This window comes from Enterobacter cloacae complex sp. IR5384, from assembly GCF_049237265.1.
In the GTDB taxonomy this organism is placed as follows: Bacteria; Pseudomonadota; Gammaproteobacteria; order Enterobacterales; family Enterobacteriaceae; genus Enterobacter; species Enterobacter cloacae.
Genome location: NZ_JBMKHJ010000046.1, coordinates 13,294 through 31,198, shown reverse-complemented (window position 1 = coordinate 31,198; position 17,905 = coordinate 13,294). Strand labels below are relative to the sequence as shown.

16 protein-coding genes and 1 pseudogene are annotated in these 17,905 nt (G+C 60.2%); 9 read left to right on the top strand and 8 right to left on the bottom strand.

Translation table 11 applies throughout. The annotated features are described in order from the left end of the window. Positions 1–565 (bottom strand): annotated as a pseudogene (locus tag ACOTX3_RS23680) (IS5-like element ISKpn26 family transposase); the annotation flags it as partial. Between the two features lie 34 nt (positions 566–599). On the opposite strand from ACOTX3_RS23680, the gene hdeB reads away from it, so the two are divergent. After that, positions 600–929 (top strand): acid-activated periplasmic chaperone HdeB, encoded by a 330-nt coding sequence (gene hdeB, locus ACOTX3_RS23675; RefSeq protein WP_032642469.1) that lies wholly within the window; start codon positions 600–602, stop codon positions 927–929. 51 nt (positions 930–980) lie between these two features. Here hdeB and ACOTX3_RS23670 read toward each other — a convergent pair whose 3' ends face one another. The 5 genes from ACOTX3_RS23670 to ACOTX3_RS23650 are packed head-to-tail and all read right to left on the bottom strand — an operon-like array spanning position 981 to position 6,366. After that, on the bottom strand, positions 981–1,784 hold the full coding sequence (locus tag ACOTX3_RS23670; protein WP_032669189.1) for an MIP/aquaporin family protein: 804 nt from the start codon (positions 1,782–1,784) through the stop codon (positions 981–983). 53 nt (positions 1,785–1,837) lie between these two features. After that, positions 1,838–3,661: a diol dehydratase reactivase subunit alpha gene (locus ACOTX3_RS23665; RefSeq protein ID WP_002917661.1), complete on the bottom strand. Its 1,824-nt coding sequence runs from the start codon at positions 3,659–3,661 to the stop codon at positions 1,838–1,840. A 12-nt stretch (positions 3,662–3,673) separates the two neighbouring features. Then, positions 3,674–4,099, bottom strand: coding sequence for a glycerol dehydratase small subunit DhaB3 (locus ACOTX3_RS23660; RefSeq protein ID WP_002917670.1), 426 nt, complete (start codon positions 4,097–4,099; stop codon positions 3,674–3,676). Between the two features lie 2 nt (positions 4,100–4,101). After that, entirely contained in the window at positions 4,102–4,686 is a 585-nt protein-coding gene (locus ACOTX3_RS23655; RefSeq protein ID WP_002917672.1) for a propanediol/glycerol family dehydratase medium subunit, read from the bottom strand. A 12-nt stretch (positions 4,687–4,698) separates the two neighbouring features. Beyond that, a complete protein-coding gene (locus ACOTX3_RS23650; RefSeq protein ID WP_002917676.1) occupies positions 4,699–6,366 on the bottom strand; it encodes a propanediol/glycerol family dehydratase large subunit in 1,668 nt (555 codons plus the stop codon). Positions 6,367–6,779: 413 nt separating this feature from the next. On the opposite strand from ACOTX3_RS23650, the gene ACOTX3_RS23645 reads away from it, so the two are divergent. The 4 genes from ACOTX3_RS23645 to ACOTX3_RS23630 are packed head-to-tail and all read left to right on the top strand — an operon-like array spanning position 6,780 to position 9,298. Beyond that, positions 6,780–7,208 (top strand): GlcG/HbpS family heme-binding protein, encoded by a 429-nt coding sequence (locus ACOTX3_RS23645; protein ID WP_014599267.1) that lies wholly within the window; start codon positions 6,780–6,782, stop codon positions 7,206–7,208. Positions 7,209–7,229: 21 nt separating this feature from the next. Next, positions 7,230–8,393, top strand: a complete 1,164-nt coding sequence (gene dhaT, locus ACOTX3_RS23640; protein WP_023336801.1) for a 1,3-propanediol dehydrogenase — start codon at positions 7,230–7,232, stop codon at positions 8,391–8,393. A gap of 20 nt (positions 8,394–8,413) precedes the next feature. Next, positions 8,414–8,767, top strand: coding sequence for a glycerol dehydratase reactivase beta/small subunit family protein (locus tag ACOTX3_RS23635; RefSeq protein WP_002917678.1), 354 nt, complete (start codon positions 8,414–8,416; stop codon positions 8,765–8,767). Beyond that, positions 8,768–9,298 (top strand): cob(I)yrinic acid a,c-diamide adenosyltransferase, encoded by a 531-nt coding sequence (locus ACOTX3_RS23630; RefSeq protein ID WP_004210508.1) that lies wholly within the window; start codon positions 8,768–8,770, stop codon positions 9,296–9,298. It abuts the gene before it with no gap. Here the strand turns inward: ACOTX3_RS23630 and dhaR are convergent. Together dhaR and ACOTX3_RS23620 are read right to left on the bottom strand one after the other, a co-directional pair. Continuing rightward, entirely contained in the window at positions 9,276–11,201 is a 1,926-nt protein-coding gene (gene dhaR / locus ACOTX3_RS23625; RefSeq protein ID WP_023336800.1) for a dihydroxyacetone kinase operon transcriptional regulator DhaR, read from the bottom strand. The genes ACOTX3_RS23630 and dhaR overlap by 23 nt on opposite strands. A 101-nt stretch (positions 11,202–11,302) precedes the next feature. Beyond that, complete coding sequence (locus ACOTX3_RS23620) at positions 11,303–12,400, bottom strand: glycerol dehydrogenase (protein ID WP_023336799.1); 1,098 nt, start codon at positions 12,398–12,400, stop codon at positions 11,303–11,305. A gap of 555 nt (positions 12,401–12,955) precedes the next feature. Between ACOTX3_RS23620 and dhaK the strand changes: the two genes are divergently transcribed. The 4 genes from dhaK to ACOTX3_RS23600 all read left to right on the top strand — a co-directional run bounded on the left by dhaK (position 12,956) and on the right by ACOTX3_RS23600 (position 17,822). Then, a complete protein-coding gene (gene dhaK / locus ACOTX3_RS23615; protein ID WP_020077889.1) occupies positions 12,956–14,026 on the top strand; it encodes a dihydroxyacetone kinase subunit DhaK in 1,071 nt (356 codons plus the stop codon). Positions 14,027–14,036: 10 nt separating this feature from the next. Continuing rightward, positions 14,037–14,669 (top strand): dihydroxyacetone kinase subunit DhaL, encoded by a 633-nt coding sequence (gene dhaL / locus ACOTX3_RS23610; RefSeq protein ID WP_023336798.1) that lies wholly within the window; start codon positions 14,037–14,039, stop codon positions 14,667–14,669. Between the two features lie 10 nt (positions 14,670–14,679). After that, on the top strand, positions 14,680–16,098 hold the full coding sequence (dhaM, locus tag ACOTX3_RS23605) for a dihydroxyacetone kinase phosphoryl donor subunit DhaM (RefSeq protein WP_023336797.1): 1,419 nt from the start codon (positions 14,680–14,682) through the stop codon (positions 16,096–16,098). A 74-nt stretch (positions 16,099–16,172) separates the two neighbouring features. Continuing rightward, positions 16,173–17,822: a glycerone kinase gene (locus tag ACOTX3_RS23600; RefSeq protein ID WP_007372177.1), complete on the top strand. Its 1,650-nt coding sequence runs from the start codon at positions 16,173–16,175 to the stop codon at positions 17,820–17,822. The last annotated feature ends 83 nt before the right edge of the window (positions 17,823–17,905 follow it).

The window sequence follows — 17,905 nt, the reverse complement described above, 5'->3', positions numbered from 1 at the left end:
GGCCACTCTTGGCATCGACACCAATGTGGGCCTTCATGCCAAAGTGCCACTGATTGCCTTTCTTGGTCTGATGCATCTCCGGATCGCGTTGCTGCTCTTTGTTCTTGGTAGAGCTGGGTGCCTCAATGATGGTGGCATCCACCAAAGTGCCTTAGGTCATCATGACGCCTGCTTCGGCCAGCCAGCGATTGATGGTCTTGAACAATTGACGGGCCAGTTGATGCTGCTCGAGCAGGTGGCGGAAATTCATGATGGTGGTGCGATCCGGCAGGGTGCTATCCAGGGATAATCGGGCAAACAGGCGCATGGAGGCGATTTCGTACAGGGCATCTTCCATGGCACCGTCGCTCAGGTTGTACCAATGCTGCATGCAGTGAATACGCAGCATGGTCTCCAGCGGATAGGGCCGTCGGCCATTGCCCGCCTTGGGATAAAACGGCTCGATGACAGCGGTCATATTCTGCCATGGCAGAATCTGCTCCATGCGGGACAAGAAAATCTCTTTTCTGGTCTGACGGCGCTTAGTGCTGAATTCACTATCGGCGAAGGTGAGTTGATGGCTCATGATGTCCCTCTGGGATGCGCTCCGGATGAATATGATGATCTCATATCAGGAACTTGTTCGCACCTTCCCTAAAGCACTCGTATTGACCGTGGCGGCTACCACATTCTGTCTGATGACCAGCCCGGCGTTCGCGGTTGAGGAAACCACGCCGCAGAATATGACCTGTCAGGAATTTATGGATATGAACCCAAAAAGCATGACCCCGGTGGCCTTCTGGGTAGTGAATCGCAACACCGACTTTAGCGGCGGCGACTATGTTGACTGGCATGAAGTCGAGACCGTTTCGGTACCGAAAATGCTGCAGGAGTGCCACAAGAACCCCGCCGCTAAACTTGGCGATCTCAGCGCGGTCATCAAAAAATAACCCCCCCGGCATCAGGCCGGGGAAACCCGCCGCGCTGCGGCGGGTCCCGCTTTACTCATCGATACCGCATTCGCACGGCAGAAGGCGGCCGATAAGCTTGCGATACAAAAACGCCCCGATAATCGCCCCCACCACCGGCGCCAGCAGCGGCACCAGAAAGTAAGGGATCGCCAGCCCACCGGTAAAGGCGATCGAGCCCCACCCGGCCAGACTGGTAAACAGTTTTGGGCCGAAGTCGCGCGCCGGATTCAGCGCAAAGCCGGTTAGCGGCCCCATCGACGCGCCGATCACGGCGATCAGCAAGCCAATCAGCAACGGCGCCAGCGGCCCGCGCGGAATTCCGTTGCCGTCGTCGGTCAGGGCCATGATCATCGCCATCAGGATTGCCGTGATGGTGGTCTCAACGGCAAACGCTTGTATAAAAGTGATATGTGGATGCGGGTACGTGGAAAAGACCCCGGCCAGGTTAAGGCTGGCGGCAGTGCCGCGCACGATATGCTGACTCTGTTCAAGATCGAGAAACAGCTGGCGATAGAGCCCATACACCAGCGCGGCGGCGCAGAAGGCCCCGGCCGTCTGGGCAACAATAAACGGCAGCACCTTGCGGCGTTCAAAACAGGCGAACAGCCACAGGGCAATGGTCACCGCCGGATTAAGGTGCGCGCCGGAGACACCGGCCGTCAGGTAGATGGCCATGGCGACGCCAAGGCCCCAGATAATACTGATCTCCCACTGACCAAAGCTGGCCCCGGCGACCCGCAGCGCAGCGACGCAGCCCGCGCCGAAGAAAATGAGCAATCCGGTGCCAAGAAACTCGGCCACGCACTGCCCGGTTAAGGTAGAAGTCTGGTTCATTATCGGCATCCTGAAATAGCACGTTAAAGAGAGAGGCTGGCGCGAGCGCCCGTTTAATTCGCCTGACCGGCCAGTAGCAGCCCGGTGGCGACCGCATTGCGCGGCCCTTCTGTTCCCCGAATATTGCCCTGCCCGGCGACTACGCCATAGTGCGACAAGGCTTCCGTGATAAGCTGCGGGATCTCAAAGTCCAGCGATGAGCCGCCCACCAGCACCACAAAGGCGATATCGCGAATGGAACCGCCGGGTGAGACCTGGCGCAGCGCGCGCAGGCAGTTGGTGACAAACACTTTCTCTTTCGCCTGCCGGCGCACGAGACGAATTTTTTCCAGCGGGCTGGCGTTATCGATCGGCACCAGTTCGCCCTCCTTGATGTACACCACTTTGGCGAACACCGCCGGGCTGAGGGCTTCCCGAAAGAACTCCACCGCGCCATTCTCGTGACGAATACTGAACAGGCTTTCCACTTTGGCCAGCGGGTATTTTTTTATCGCTTCCGCCAGCGAAAGATCCTCGAGGCCCAGCTCGGTTTTAATCAACAGGCTGACCATATTCCCCGCCCCGGCGAGATGGACCGCCGTTATCTGCCCCTCCGCGTTGACGATCGCCGCATCCGTCGAGCCGGCGCCGAGATCGAGGATCGCCAGCGGCGCCGCACAGCCGGGAGTGGTTAACGCCCCGGCGATGGCCATGTTGGCCTCCACGCCGCCCACCACCACCTCGGTCTGCAGTCGGGCGCTCAGTTCGCGGGCGATAACCTGCATTTGCAGACGGTCCGCTTTCACCATCGCCGCCATCCCGACGGCATTTTCCATGGCGCACTCGCCGGCCATCCCGCCCTGCACCTTGCGCGGAATAAACGTATCCACCGCCAGCAGATCCTGGATGTATATCGCGCTCATCTCATGGCCGGTCAGGGACGCCATTACCTTGCGCACCCGCTCAAGCATGCCGCCGGCGTGAGTGCCCGGTTCGCCGCGGATGTCGCGTACCGGAGCACAGGCGCTCATCGCCTGCATGATGGCTTCCGCGCCCTCGGCGACATCGGCCTCTCCGCGGCGCTTTTCGCCGCTAATGTAGAGGTTGCCCGCCGGGATCACCCGCGACTGCACGTCCCCCTGCGGGGTCTTGAGCACCACCGCTGAACGGTTGCCAATCAGGGCGCGGGCGATGGGGACGATGGCCTGGGTCTCTTCCGGGCTTAGCCCGAAGAAGGTGGCGATCCCGTAGGGATTCGACAGGATCCGCACCACCTGGCCCGGCGCGGCCACTTCCACCGCCGCCATCACCCCCTCGGGGACCTGCTCCAGGAGCGTCACTTCATCTACCACCGGCAGGGTTTTACGCAGGCGGTTGTTCACCAGCACGCCGTCGTCCTTTTTGAGGATCGCCGCCACCACGTTGATCCCCCGGTCGAGCGCCTCATTGAGCCACCACACGGCGTCAAGGAAATCGACGGCGTCGTCAATCAGTACGATCCACCCCTCGGCATACTGCGCCGCCGGCAGCGTCGCCAGCCGCCCGAGGGCGATAGTCGTCCCCACGCCAACGCCCACCCCGCCCGGCGTCTGCGGGTTATGACCGATCATGGTCGATTCGGTGATAATGGTCTCGGTGATGGTCTCCATCGCCACATCGCCAATCACCGGCGCGGCTTCGTTAAGATAGATGCGAGAGACATCGCTCATCGACCACGGTGTTTTCGCCAGGGCCTGCTCCAGCGCGGCGAGGGTCCCGGCGATATTGTCCCGCGTCCCTTTCATGCCCGTCGTCGCGACGATCCCGCTGGCAACAAACGCCCTCGCCTGCGGGTCGTCGGACGCCAGCGCCACCTCGGTGGTGGCGTTGCCGATATCAATCCCGGCTATTAACGGCATGCTGACCTCCGCTTAGCTTCCTTTACGCAGCTTATGCCGCTGCTGATACACTTCCGCCGACTCCCGGACAAAGGCGGCATTCACTGTCGCATGCCAGGTGTGCTCCAGCTCGTCGGCGATCGCCAGCAGCTCCGCCTGCGAGGAGCGGAACGGGCGCAGCGCGTTATAGATAGCCAGAATGCGCTCGTCAGGAATGGCGATAAGCTCCGCCGCGCGGCGGAAATTGCGCGCCACCGCATGGCGCTGCATCTGCTCAGCAATCTGCGCCTGGTACTCAAGGGTCTGGCGGGAGATCCGCACATCCTGCGGGCCCACCTCGCCAGAGAGCACCTTCTCGAGGGTAATATCGGTCAATGGTTTGCCGGTAGGCGTCAGGATATGCTCCGGGCAGCGGGTGGCTAACGGATAATCCTGCACGCGCATGGTTTTCTCGCTCATGGTCACTCCCTTACTAAGTCGACGTGCAGGGTGACGGGCTCGGCGTCCTGCACCACATGTTTGGTCTCTTTGATATGAAATAGCGCGGCTTTGGCCATAAATTTCGGCCGCACCATCTGATCGTTCACCACCGGCACCGGCGAAGGTGACTCTTTGCGCGCATAGCGCGCGGCGTTTTTGCCAATCTGCCGGTAGGTTTCCAGCGTCAGCAGCGGCGCCTGGGAGAACAGCTCCAGGTTGCTGAGCGGCAGCAGATCGCGCTGATGGATGACCGTGGTCCCCTTCGACTGGATACCGATGCCGATCCCCGAGCCGCTCAGGTTGGCAGCATCCCAGGCCATAAAGGAGACGTCGGACGTGCGCAGAATGCGCACCACCCGGGCGTGAAGCCCCTCTTCTTCCACCCCGGCAATCAGCTCTTTGAGGATCGCGCCATGGGGCATATCGATCAGAGTGTGATGCTGGTGTTTATCGAAGGCAGGGCCGACGCCGATCACCACTTCATCGGCGCGTTCATCGGCAGAAGCTACCCCGCCCTCGCGGGTTTTCAGGGTAAAAGAGGGCTGAATTTGGGTTGTCTGTTGCACAGGAATACCGCCTTATTCAATGGTGTCGGGCTGAACCACGCCCGGAATATTTTTGATCTCCGCCCAGCGTTCGGCAGAGATGCGATAGCCGGTGCCCGGCCCCTGATAGTCATTGATGTCGTTGACCGCACTCACCACCTCGAACTGCCGATCGAGAATGGCCGAGGTCTGCAGGTAATCGCCGGTGACCCGCTGGCGCAGCATATTGAGAATATTGCTGGCGATATCCTCAAAGCCGCTGCGGCTCAGCGCGCCGACAATATCGAGGCCGGTGATGTTGCGCTTCATCATCTCTTCCACCGCACTCAGATCCTCCACCACGTTACGCGGCGGCATCTCGTTGCTACCGTGCGCGTAGGTGGCGGCCTCCACCTCCTCGTCGGCGATTGGCGGCAGCCCCAGCTCGCGGAAAACCGCCTGGATCGCCCGCGCCGCTTTCTGGCGAATGGCAATGGTTTCCGCCTCGGTCACCGGACGCAGGCCGCCGTCAACCATCAGGTCACGCTGCAGGATGTTGTAATCATCAAAATCTTCCGCATCGAAGTTCGAGCCGGCGAACATGTTGTCGTAGTTCGGCACCGCGCTGTAGCCGGAGAAAATAAAGTCGGTGCCCGGCAGCATCTGCATCAGGGTGCGCGCGGTGCGGCGAATATCCGAGTGGGAGAAAGTCTGGTCGTTAGCGGACGCCACTTCGAGGTCGAGCATAGAGGCGATCAGGTTTTCCGCCAGCACCGCCCGAATGCCCGACGGCACAGCGCCGGTCATGCCGATACAGCTCACCGCGCCGTTTTGCAGCCCCTGAACCCCGGCGCCTTTGGTAATGAAGATGCAGCGCGATTCGAGGTAGAGCATCGACTTGCTCTCCGAATAGCCCATCAGCGCTTCGGATCCGGTGCCGGAGGTGTAGCGCATTTTCAACCCGCGGGAGGCGTAGGCCGAGGCGAGGAACGCCTTTGACCACGGAGTATCATCGCCGTCGGTAAATACCGCTTCAGTGCCGTAGACCGACACCGTCTCGGCGTAGCTGGTTAAGCCACGCATGCCCAGCTCCAGCTCGGTGGCCTCTTCCACCGAGCACTGCGTCAACACGCCGGGACGGCCGCACTGCGAACCGACCAACAGCGCCAGGGCGTTAAACGGCGCATAGCGCGCGATACCGACCGTGGTCTCCTGTTCTGAGAAGCCGCGGATCCCGGCCTCGGCGGCGTCAGCGGCAATCTGCACCGGATTATCTTTGAGATTGGTGACGTGGCACTGGTTGGAGGGGGTCCGGCGGGCACGCATCTTCTGCAGCGCCATCATCATCTCCACCACGTTCATCTGCGCCATCACCTCGACCGCTTTGGCCGGCGTGATGGCGGTAGTGATGGCAATGATCTCCTCCCGGCTGACGTGAATATCCACCAGCATGCGGGCTATTTCCACCGCCTCCAGGCGCATTGCCTGCTCTGTGCGCTCAACGTTGATCGCGTAATCGGCGATAAATCGGTCGATCATGTCAAACTGGTCCCGGCGTTTGCCGTCCAGTTCGACGATCAGACCGTTGTCCACTTTTACTGAAGAGACCGGGTCAAAGGGGCTGTCCATGGCGATCAGCCCCTCTTCAGGCCACTCGCCAATCAGCCCGTCCTGATTGACGGGGCGCTGGGCCAGTACTGCAAATCGTTTTGATCTTTTCATTGTTCATCGGCTCAAAAGGTGAAATCCGCAGACGGTAGCGAATACGCCGGGCCAGCGTCGTTGCCGCCCGGCCATTACTGGCAATAGCGGAACTTTAAATGAGCCAGTGGTGAAAAAAATAAATTTAATTTCGTTTCAATTTGGCACACGAAATCTACCGACAGTTTCACTATGAAACTTTACTCCGGCGGCAAAAATAAAAAATGTGATCGCCCGCAATGATATAAATCAATTAATAAAAAACGCCCTTAATTACGTTTTGCCGACGCTATTTTAACCCTATTGACTAAATCATGGCGGGCGACAAAATAACGCTGACAAAAATAAAGCAAGCCAACCGAATGGTAATAGTTTTTTACTATCGCCCCCTACTGACTATTCGCGCCAGCGTTATCCTGGTGCGGGAGAGAATGATGAACAAGAGCCAACAAGTTCAGACAATCACCCTGGCCGCCGCCCAGCAAATGGCGGCGGCGGTGGAAAAAAAAGCCACTGAGATCAACGTGGCGGTGGTGTTTTCCGTGGTTGACCGCGGAGGCAACACGCTGCTTATCCAGCGGATGGACGAGGCCTTCGTCTCCAGCTGCGATATTTCCCTGAATAAAGCCTGGAGCGCCTGCAGCCTGAAGCAAGGTACCCATGAAATTACGCCAGCGGTCCAGCCAGGACAATCTCTGTACGGTCTGCAGCTTACCAACCAACAGCGAATTATTATTTTTGGCGGCGGCCTGCCAGTTATTTTTAATGAGCAGGTAATTGGCGCCGTCGGCGTTAGCGGCGGTACGGTCGAGCAGGATCAATTATTAGCACAGTGCGCCCTGGATTGTTTTTCCGCATTATAACCTGAAGCGAGAAGGTATATTATGAGCTATCGTATGTTTGATTATCTGGTGCCAAACGTTAACTTTTTTGGCCCCAACGCCATTTCCGTAGTCGGCGAACGCTGCCAGCTGCTGGGGGGGAAAAAAGCCCTGCTGGTCACCGACAAAGGCCTGCGGGCAATTAAAGATGGCGCGGTGGACAAAACCCTGCATTATCTGCGGGAGGCCGGGATCGAGGTGGCGATCTTTGACGGCGTCGAGCCGAACCCGAAAGACACCAACGTGCGCGACGGCCTCGCCGTGTTTCGCCGCGAACAGTGCGACATCATCGTCACCGTGGGCGGCGGCAGCCCGCACGATTGCGGCAAAGGCATCGGCATCGCCGCCACCCATGAGGGCGATCTGTACCAGTATGCCGGAATCGAGACCCTGACCAACCCGCTGCCGCCTATCGTCGCGGTCAATACCACCGCCGGCACCGCCAGCGAGGTCACCCGCCACTGCGTCCTGACCAACACCGAAACCAAAGTGAAGTTTGTGATCGTCAGCTGGCGCAACCTGCCGTCGGTCTCTATCAACGATCCGCTGCTGATGATCGGTAAACCGGCCGCCCTGACCGCGGCGACCGGGATGGATGCCCTGACCCACGCCGTAGAGGCCTATATCTCCAAAGACGCTAACCCGGTGACGGACGCCGCCGCCATGCAGGCGATCCGCCTCATCGCCCGCAACCTGCGCCAGGCCGTGGCCCTCGGCAGCAATCTGCAGGCGCGGGAAAACATGGCCTATGCCTCTCTGCTGGCCGGGATGGCTTTCAATAACGCCAACCTCGGCTACGTGCACGCCATGGCGCACCAGCTGGGCGGCCTGTACGACATGCCGCACGGCGTGGCCAACGCTGTCCTGCTGCCGCATGTGGCCCGCTACAACCTGATCGCCAACCCGGAGAAATTCGCCGAGATTGCTGAACTGATGGGCGAAAATATCACCGGACTGTCCACTCTCGACGCGGCGGAAAAAGCCATCGCCGCTATCACGCGTCTGTCGATGGATATCGGTATTCCGCAGCATCTGCGCGATCTGGGAGTAAAAGAGGCCGACTTCCCCTACATGGCTGAGATGGCTCTGAAAGACGGCAATGCGTTCTCGAACCCGCGTAAAGGCAACGAGCAGGAGATTGCCGCGATTTTCCGCCAGGCATTCTGAGTGTTAACGAGGGGACCGTCATGTCGCTTTCACCGCCAGGCGTACGCCTGTTTTACGATCCGCGCGGGCACCATGCCGGCGCCATCAATGAGCTGTGCTGGGGGCTGGAGGAGCAGGGGGTCCCCTGCCAGACCATAACCTATGACGGAGGCGGTGACGCCGCTGCGCTGGGCGCCCTGGCGGCCAGAAGCTCGCCCCTGCGGGTGGGTATAGGGCTCAGCGCGTCCGGCGAGATAGCCCTCACTCATGCCCAGCTGCCGGCGGACGCGCCGCTGGCTACCGGACACGTCACCGATAGCGACGATCATCTGCGTACGCTCGGCGCCAACGCCGGGCAGCTGGTTAAAGTCCTGCCGTTAAGTGAGAGAAACTGAATGTATCGTATCTATACCCGCACCGGGGATAAAGGCACCACCGCCCTGTACGGCGGCAGCCGCATCGAGAAAGACCATATTCGCGTCGAGGCCTACGGCACCGTCGATGAACTGATATCCCAACTGGGCGTCTGCTACGCCACGACCCGCGACGCCGGGCTCCGGGAAAGCCTGCACCATATTCAGCAGACGCTGTTCGTGCTGGGGGCTGAACTGGCCAGCGATGCGCGGGGCCTGACCCGCCTGAGCCAGACGGTCGGCGAAGAGGAGATCACCGCCCTGGAGCGGCTTATCGACCGCAATATGGCCGAGAGCGGCCCGTTAAAACAGTTCGTGATCCCGGGGAGGAATCTCGCCTCTGCCCAGCTGCACGTGGCGCGCACCCAGTCCCGTCGGCTCGAACGCCTGCTGACGGCCATGGACCGCGCGCATCCGCTGCGCGACGCGCTCAAACGCTACAGCAATCGCCTGTCGGATGCCCTGTTCTCCATGGCGCGTATCGAGGAGACTAGGCCTGATGCTTGCGCTTGAATTGGCTGGCGTCAATATCGTACTGCTTCATTTTGCGCCACAGGGTGGTGCGGCCGATATTGAGCAGCTGCGACATCTCCTGCACCCGCCCGCTGGTCACCCGGGCGGCGTGAATAATAGCTTCCTTTTCGATGGCGCTAAAGGTCAGGCTGGCCGGCAGCAGCGATGACGCGCTATCCCCGCCCGGCCGCTCGGAAAAGAGATATTCCGGCAGATTACTCAGGCGAATGTGGCCGTTGTCGCTGCTGATGGCGATATTCTCAATGACGCTGTTGAGCTCAAAATCATTCCCCGGCCATGAGTAGGCCACCAGCTGCGCCAGCGCGTCATCGTCCACTTTCAGTCGCGAAGAGAAACGCTTCTCCAGGCTCTTCAACCGGTTATGCACCAGCGACGGAATACTGTTGCGTCGGGCGCGCAGCGGCGGGATGACGATCTCAAAGGAGTGCAGCGCATAGTACAGCTGGCGGCTAAAGCGGTTCTGTTCCACCAGATTGGCCAGATCGACGGTGGTGGTGGCAATCACCTTCACATCCACCGGGATCAGGCGCCGGGCGTCGAGGCGGGTGAGCACGCCCTGCTTAATCACCTGCAGCAGGGCCGACTGCAGCTCCGGCGCCAGATACTCGATCTTTTCCAGAAACAGGGTGCCGCCGTTGGCGAGCTCAAGGCGGCTCAGGCGACCATTTTCATCGTCGGTAGGGGCGCTGCCCATAAAGTCCTGGCCCAGCACGCTGTCGGCATATAGCTGGCAGTTGACGGCGATGTAGGGGCCGCCCGCCCGTTCGCTTTCATTGTGGATAGCCTGGCTCAGCAGCTCTTTCCCAACCCCCTCTTCGCCGCACAGCAGCACCGGGAAGCCACCGCGCGCCGCCTGGCGGCCAAAGTGGATCAGGCGTCGGGTTTCCGGATCGTCGGCAGACATCTGCTCAAAGGTGTGGCTCACTTTACCGAGCTGGCTGGTCATCAGCTGCCGCATCTGCTCCACCGGGTGCAGCAGCAGAATAAAACTGTTGCCTTGCGCCTCGACAATCGGTTTTAAGGTGATCACCGCATCGACAAACTGATGCTGACTTTCAAAGGTGACTTCGACGTGATTCAGGCCACGGGCGTGTTTGATGGCGCGGCGCAGCAGCGCCGGGAGGGTCACCAGATCGGCGATATTTTTCCCCTGGCTGGCCTGAGCATCAAGATGCAGCAGTCTCGCCGCCTGAACATTGAGAAACTGCAGCACGCCCTGTTCGTTCCACGCCATCACCCCATCGTCCATGCTCTCCAGCAGGCCGTACATCTGATTGAGGTGACGGTTGGATTCCGCCAGCAGGCTGTCGGTAAGCAGGGAGTTACCCACCTCGCGGGCGATGGCCAGCGTCAGGGAGAGGTCGGCGCTGGACTGGTGCTCGACCAGACAGCAAAGCGAGATAGAGCCGAACAGCCGCCCGTGGTTATCAAACACCGGCGTCGAGCAAAAACTCCATGGCTGTAGCGCCTGCTTAAAATGCCGATCGCCGGCGGTGTTGATCGGCTGGCCCTGCATCGCGGCCAGCGACAGCGCGCAGGTGCCGATAATGCTCTCCGCACAATAGCTGCCGTCGCGAAATCCCAGGGCAGCCAGCTGGGCCAGGGTTTGCGGCTCGCCGCAACGGCTCAGGATGCAGGCAGACTCATCAAGAATAAACAGCGCGCAGGGGCGGCCGTCCATAAACTCCCAGGCGTCTTCCAGAGCCGCCTGGCCGATGGTCAGCAGCGCGGTTTTACGCCGACAGATGGAGTCGAAGGTCAGGCCCTGGGCCTGGTGCGGCGTTTGCCAGGTTTCGCGCTGCATAAACTTGCTGCAGCGGTGCCATGACTGGGCGATGACGGAAGAGACCACCTTCCCGGTTTCCTGAGTCTGAACAGTCATATCCTTTTCCGCGTTGTACCATAGAGAACCCCTCCGGCAGCGACTGCCGGAGGGGAGAAAGAAAAACCGCTGACCTGGGCCAGCGGTTTAGCCACCGCGAATTAACGCGCCAGCCACTGCTGGCCTAACAGATCGGCGGTGAGGATAGCGGCATGGACGCTCTCCGGGGTCACCGCAAACGGCATATTATGGATGGTTTCCCCTTCCGCGCAGGTGGCTTTCGCCACCGCGGCGATTTTCTCGTCGATCCCCTCTTTGACGCCCATCTGCGCGAGCGTCACCGGCAGGCCGACGCGCTGGCAGAAGCCCAGCACCGTTTCAATCTCGTCCATCGGGCTGTTCTGTAGCACCAGCTGCGCCAGGGTACCGAAGGCCACTTTCTCACCGTGATACAGATGGTGGCACTCTTCAAGGATGGTGAAACCGTTGTGAATCGCGTGCGCGCCGGCCAGGCCGCTGCTCTCAAAACCGATACCGCTCAGATAGGTGTTGGCTTCGACAATACGCTCCAGCGCATCGGTCACCACTCCAGCCTGAGCCGCCAGGCGTGCTTTTTCGCCTTCAGCCAGCAGCGTATCATAGCACAGGCGCGCCAGGCTCAAGGCCGCCGCCGTGGACTGCCCGCCCGCCATGCTGGTGGCTCGCGCATCGAAGCAGGCCTTGGCTTCAAACCAGGTGGAGAGCGCATCGCCCATCCCGGCCACCAGCAAGCGTACCGGCGCTTTGGCGATAATCGCCGTGTCCATCACCACCATATCCGGGTTTTTCGGGTAGATCAGATACTCTTCAAACTCGCCCGCCTCGGTGTAGATAACCGACAGCGCGCTGGTCGGCGCATCGGTTGAGGCAATTGTCGGGATCACCACCACCGGCAGCTTCTGATAATAGCCGATCGCCTTCGCGGTATCGAGGGTTTTCCCGCCGCCGATACCCACCACGCCGCGGCAGCCGTGCTGCTTAAGAATGGCGATCAGGCGGTTGATTTCCGCATGGCTGCACTCGCCGTTAAACCGTTCCGCATGGCAGCTAATATTGTGGCTATGCAGGCCGTTCAATACTTTGTCGCCCGCCAACTTCATCACGAAGTCATCGGCGATAACAAAAAAGCTGTCGGCCAGGTTTTTAGCGTATTCGCCAAACAGCATGGCGGCATCAGGTCCCTGGAGATATTTGGCTGGAGATTGAATAACTTTTAGCATTTCTTTCACCCTCAAATAAGTGCGTATGTTGACACGTGAGCCCAGGCCGTCATGCCGCGGCGCCTGATATCAATGGCGCTTACAGCCACGCTGCCGGAGCGATGCATCCACTGTAGGGCGAGCCGCGGCGAAAAAAATTTTTCCCTTTTTGTTCTGTTCTGAAACAGATAAAAAAATAATGCGTTTCACATTGAAACAATGTGACTGAGAAAGCGATGGGATTGCGATCGCGATCGGATCATTTTGGCAAAAAAGCCGCTATCGTCTCCCCTCTTTAACGCAGAAAATTGCCTCAATGCGGCACAATGGCGAAAAAAATCATCCTTGCCCCATTTCTGATAGCAGAAAAAAACGGACAAATTATTAGCGCTGGCTCGCATTTCTCCTGTTTATCGGCAATTAATGTTCCATAAAGGAACAAAAATTCTTTTCTACGTTCCGTTATGGAATCAATTTTGACGGCATTTTATTTTGCGCCCGCTCAGCCAGAATCACTACATCGCCGGGCTACCCTTATAGACAGGCGACCTCCCCCTACCCTACGGAGCATAAACAATGAAAAAACTGATTAACCGTGTGGAAGATGTACTGAGTGAACAGCTTATCGGCCTGGCGAAGGCGCATCCTGAACTGACGCTGCACCAGGACCCGGTCTATGTCACCCGCGCTGATGCACCGGTCGCCGGCAAAGTGGCGCTGCTCTCCGGCGGCGGCAGCGGACACGAACCGATGCACTGCGGCTACATCGGCCAGGGCATGCTCTCCGGCGCCTGTCCGGGGGAAATTTTCACCTCGCCGACGCCGGACAAAATGTTCGAATGCGCGATGCAGATTGACGGCGGCGAAGGCGTCCTGCTGATTATCAAAAACTATACCGGCGACATCCTGAATTTTGAGACCGCCACCGAGCTGCTGCACGAAAGTGGCGTTAAGGTTACCACCGTCGTGGTGGATGACGACGTGGCGGTAAAAGACAGCCTCTATACCGCCGGACGCCGCGGCGTCGCCAATACCGTGCTGATTGAAAAACTGGTCGGCGCCGCCGCCGAACGCGGCGACTCGCTGGAAGCCTGCGCTGAACTGGGCCGCCGTTTAAATAACCTTGGTCACTCGATTGGCATCGCGCTGGGCGCCTGCACCGTACCGGCCGCCGGACAGCCCTCCTTTACCCTGAAAGATGATGAGATGGAGTTCGGCGTCGGCATCCATGGCGAGCCGGGTATCGACCGCCGCCGCTTCAGCTCGCTCGACCAAACCGTCGATGAGATGTTCGATACCCTGCTGGAAAACGGCGCATACAGCCGCACGCTGCGCCAGTGGGATAACGTCAAGGGAGCGTGGCAGGAAGTGAAACAGAGCAAAACCGCGCTGCAAAACGGCGATCGGGTTATCGCGCTGGTCAATAACCTCGGCGCCACCCCGCTTTCCGAACTGTACGGCGTTTACAACCGCCTTGCCCAGCGCTGCGAAGCGTCCGGCATTGTGATTGAACGCAACCTCATCGGCAGCTACTGCACCTCGCTGGATATGGCGGGTTTCTCCATCACCCTGCTGAAAGCGGATGATGACACGCTGGCGTTATGGGACGCCCCGGTCCATACCCCAGCGCTGAACTGGGGAAAATAAGGAGCACGACATGTCACTGAACAGAACGCAAATCGTCGACTGGCTGTACCGCTGTGGCGACATTTTCACCAAACAGAGCGATTTTCTCACCGGCCTTGATAAAGAGATCGGCGACGCCGACCACGGCCTCAATATGCATCGCGGCTTCAGCAAAGTGGTCGAAAAGCTGCCGTCGATCGCCGATAAAGACATCGGTTTTATTCTCAAGAATACCGGGATGGCGCTGCTTTCCAACGTCGGCGGCGCCAGCGGCCCGCTGTTCGGCACCTTCTTTATCCGCGCCGCCCAGGTCACCCAGGCGCATCAGAGCCTGACCCTCGACGAGCTTTATCAGATGATCCGCGAAGGCGCGGACGGCGTCGTCAACCGTGGTAAAGCGGAGCCGGGCGATAAGACGATGTGCGACGTCTGGCTGCCGGTGGTGGAATCCCTGCGTCATTCCAGCGAGCAACATCTGTCTATCCCTGCCGCGCTGGATGCCGCCTGCGAAGTGGCCGAGCGCGCCGCCCACGCCACCATCACCATGCAGGCGCGTAAAGGCCGCGCCAGCTATCTCGGCGAGCGCAGCATCGGGCATCAGGATCCCGGCGCGACCTCGGTGCTGTTTATGGTTCAGATGCTGGCTGCCGCCGCCAAAGAGTAAGGAAATCGCGATGGTAAACCTGGTTATTGTTTCTCATAGCGCCCGGCTGGGCGAAGGTGTCGGAGAACTGGCCCGGCAGATGTTAATGAACGATGGCTGTAAGCTGGCGATCGCCGCCGGGATCGACGATCCCGACAGCCCGATCGGCACCGATCCGATTAAAGTCATGGAGGCGATCGAATCCGTCGCCGATACCGACCATGTTCTGGTGATGATGGATATCGGCAGCGCCCTGCTCAGCGCCGAAACCGCCCTCGATCTGCTCGATCCGGCGATGGCGGCAAAGGTGCGGCTGTGCGCCGCGCCGCTGGTCGAAGGGACGCTGGCGGCCACCGTCAGCGCCGCCTCCGGCGCCGGGATCGACAAAGTTATCGCCGATGCCATGAACGCCCTGGAAGCCAAGCGGGTTCAGCTGGGTTTACCTTCGCACACGCCTGACGCCGCCGCCCCAACGCTTGCTGACGACGGCGATGCTAAATCGGTTTCAGTCATTATTAACAATCACAACGGCCTGCACGTGCGTCCGGCATCAAAGCTGGTCGCCGCGCTGGCGGGTTTTAACGCCGACCTGGTGCTGGAGAAAAACGGCAAATGCGTCACCCCGGACAGTCTGAATCAAATCGCTCTGCTACAGGTGCGCCGCCACGATAAGCTGCGCCTGCTGGCCCGCGGTCCGGACGCCGATGCGGCGCTGGCGGCGTTTCAGGCGCTGGCCGCCGATAACTTCGGCGAGTCGCCGGAGGCGCAGCCGACAGCGGAACCCGCCATACCTGCGCGTGTTGAAGGCGCCGCGATGCTTTATCCGCAGGCGCCGATCCAACCGGCGCTCCCCGCCGCCGCCGACATCGCCCGCGAGCAGCAGCGCCTGCGCCAGGCGATCGACCAGACGCTGGCCGATCTCAATGCGCTCACCGAGCTGGCGGAACACAAATTTAACGCCGATATCGCGGCGATCTTCGCCGGTCATCACACCTTGCTCGACGATGAAGATCTGTTTGATGCCGCCAACGATCGCCTGCTCACCGAACAGTGCTCGGCGGAATGGGCGTGGCATCAAGTGCTGATGGAGCTCAGCCAGCAGTATCGTCAGCTGGATGACGCCTATCTGCAGGCCCGTTATATCGATGTCGACGATATTCTGCAGCGCACGCTGCGCCATCTGCAGGGTATTAAGGAGACGCTGCCATTCGCCAGTGAGCCGACGATTATTATCGCCGACAATATTTATCCCTCGACTGTACTCCAACTGGATGCCAGCAAGGTCACCGGCCTGTGCCTGCGCGACGGCAGCGAACAGGCCCACGGCGCGATTATCGCCCGCGCGGCGGGGATCGCCTGGCTATGCCAGCAGGGCGAAGCGCTGAATGATATTCAGCCTGGCGAAGCCATCACGCTCGATATGCGTCTGCAACGTCTTATTCGTCGCTAAATCCACTTTGACCGTTACCACTCCGGGGGCCCGCCTCCGGAGGGTGAGTTTTCGCTTACTGATCAGGAACCACTATGTCTCAATTCTTTTTTAACCAGCGCGCCAGCCTCGTTAACGACGTGATCGAGGGAACCATTATTGCCAGCCCGTGGAACAACCTCGCCCGCCTGGAGAGCGACCCGGCGATCCGTGTAGTGGTACGCCGCGATCTGAATAAAAACAACGTGGCGGTGATTTCCGGCGGCGGTTCAGGACACGAACCGGCGCACGTCGGCTTTATTGGTAAAGGCATGCTGACCGCCGCGGTCTGCGGCGATCTGTTCGCCTCGCCGAGCGTCGATGCGGTACTCACCGCGATTCAGGCGGTGACCGGCGAGGCGGGCTGTCTGCTGATCGTTAAAAACTACACCGGCGATCGGCTTAACTTCGGCCTCGCGGCGGAGAAAGCGCGCCGTCTTGGCTATAACGTAGAGATGCTGATCGTCGGCGACGATATTTCGCTGCCGGATAACAAACAGCCGCGCGGTATCGCCGGGACTATTCTTGTGCATAAGGTGGCGGGCTATTTCGCCGAGCGCGGCTTCAACCTCGCCACCGTCCTGCGTGAAGCGCAATACGCCGCCAACCATACCGCCAGCATCGGGGTGGCGCTGGCCAGCTGTCACCTGCCGCAGGAAGCGGAAAGCGCGCCGCGCCATCAGCCCGGCCACGCCGAGCTGGGGATGGGCATCCACGGCGAACCGGGAGCCTCGACGATCGCGACCCATAACAGCGCGGAAATCATGCAGATTATGGTAGAGAAGCTGACCGCCGCCCTACCTGAAACCGGCCGCCTGGCGGTGATGCTCAATAATCTCGGCGGCGTGTCGGTGGCCGAGATGGCGATTCTGACCCGCGAGCTGGCCAACACCCCACTCCATGCGCGCGTTGACTGGTTGATTGGCCCGGCTTCGCTGGTAACGGCGCTGGATATGAAAGGCTTCTCGCTGACCACTATCGTGCTGGAAGAGAGCATTGAAAAGGCGCTGCTGTCGGATGTCGAAACCGCCAGTTGGCAGAAGCCGGTGCAGCCGCGGGCTGTTAATATCATGCCGTCCGCGCTCGCCAGCGCACGCGTCGCCTTTACGCCATCGGCCAACCCGCAGGTGGGCGATTACGTGGCGCAGGTGACCAGCACCCTCTCCGGCCTCGAAACCCATCTCAACGCGCTTGACGCCAAAGTGGGCGACGGCGATACCGGCTCCACTTTCGCCGCTGGCGCGCGTGAGATTGCCGCTCTATTGCAACGCCAGCAACTGCCGCTCAATGATTTACCCACGCTGTTCGCGCTAATTGGCGAACGCCTGACGGTGGTGATGGGCGGCTCCAGCGGCGTATTGATGTCGATTTTCTTCACCGCCGCCGGGCAGAAGCTGGAGCAAGGCGCCAGCATGGCGGAAGCGCTGAACGCCGGTCTGGGGCAGATGAAATTTTACGGCGGCGCCGATGAGGGCGACCGGACGATGATTGACGCTCTACAGCCGGCGCTGGCGGCGCTGCTGGCCGAACCGGATAATCTGCAGGCCGCTTTCGCCGCGGCGCAGGCCGGCGCGGATCGCACCTGCCAGTCGAGCAAAGCCGGCGCCGGACGCGCCTCCTATCTCAATAGCGAGAGCCTGCTCGGCAATATGGACCCCGGCGCCCACGCGGTGGCGATGGTGTTTAAGGCGCTGGCGGAACGCTAAGCCTCACCCGGTGGCGCTGCGCTTACCGGGGCGACATAACACCATTGAAAGGTAGCCCGGAGAAGGCGCAACGCGCCGCCATC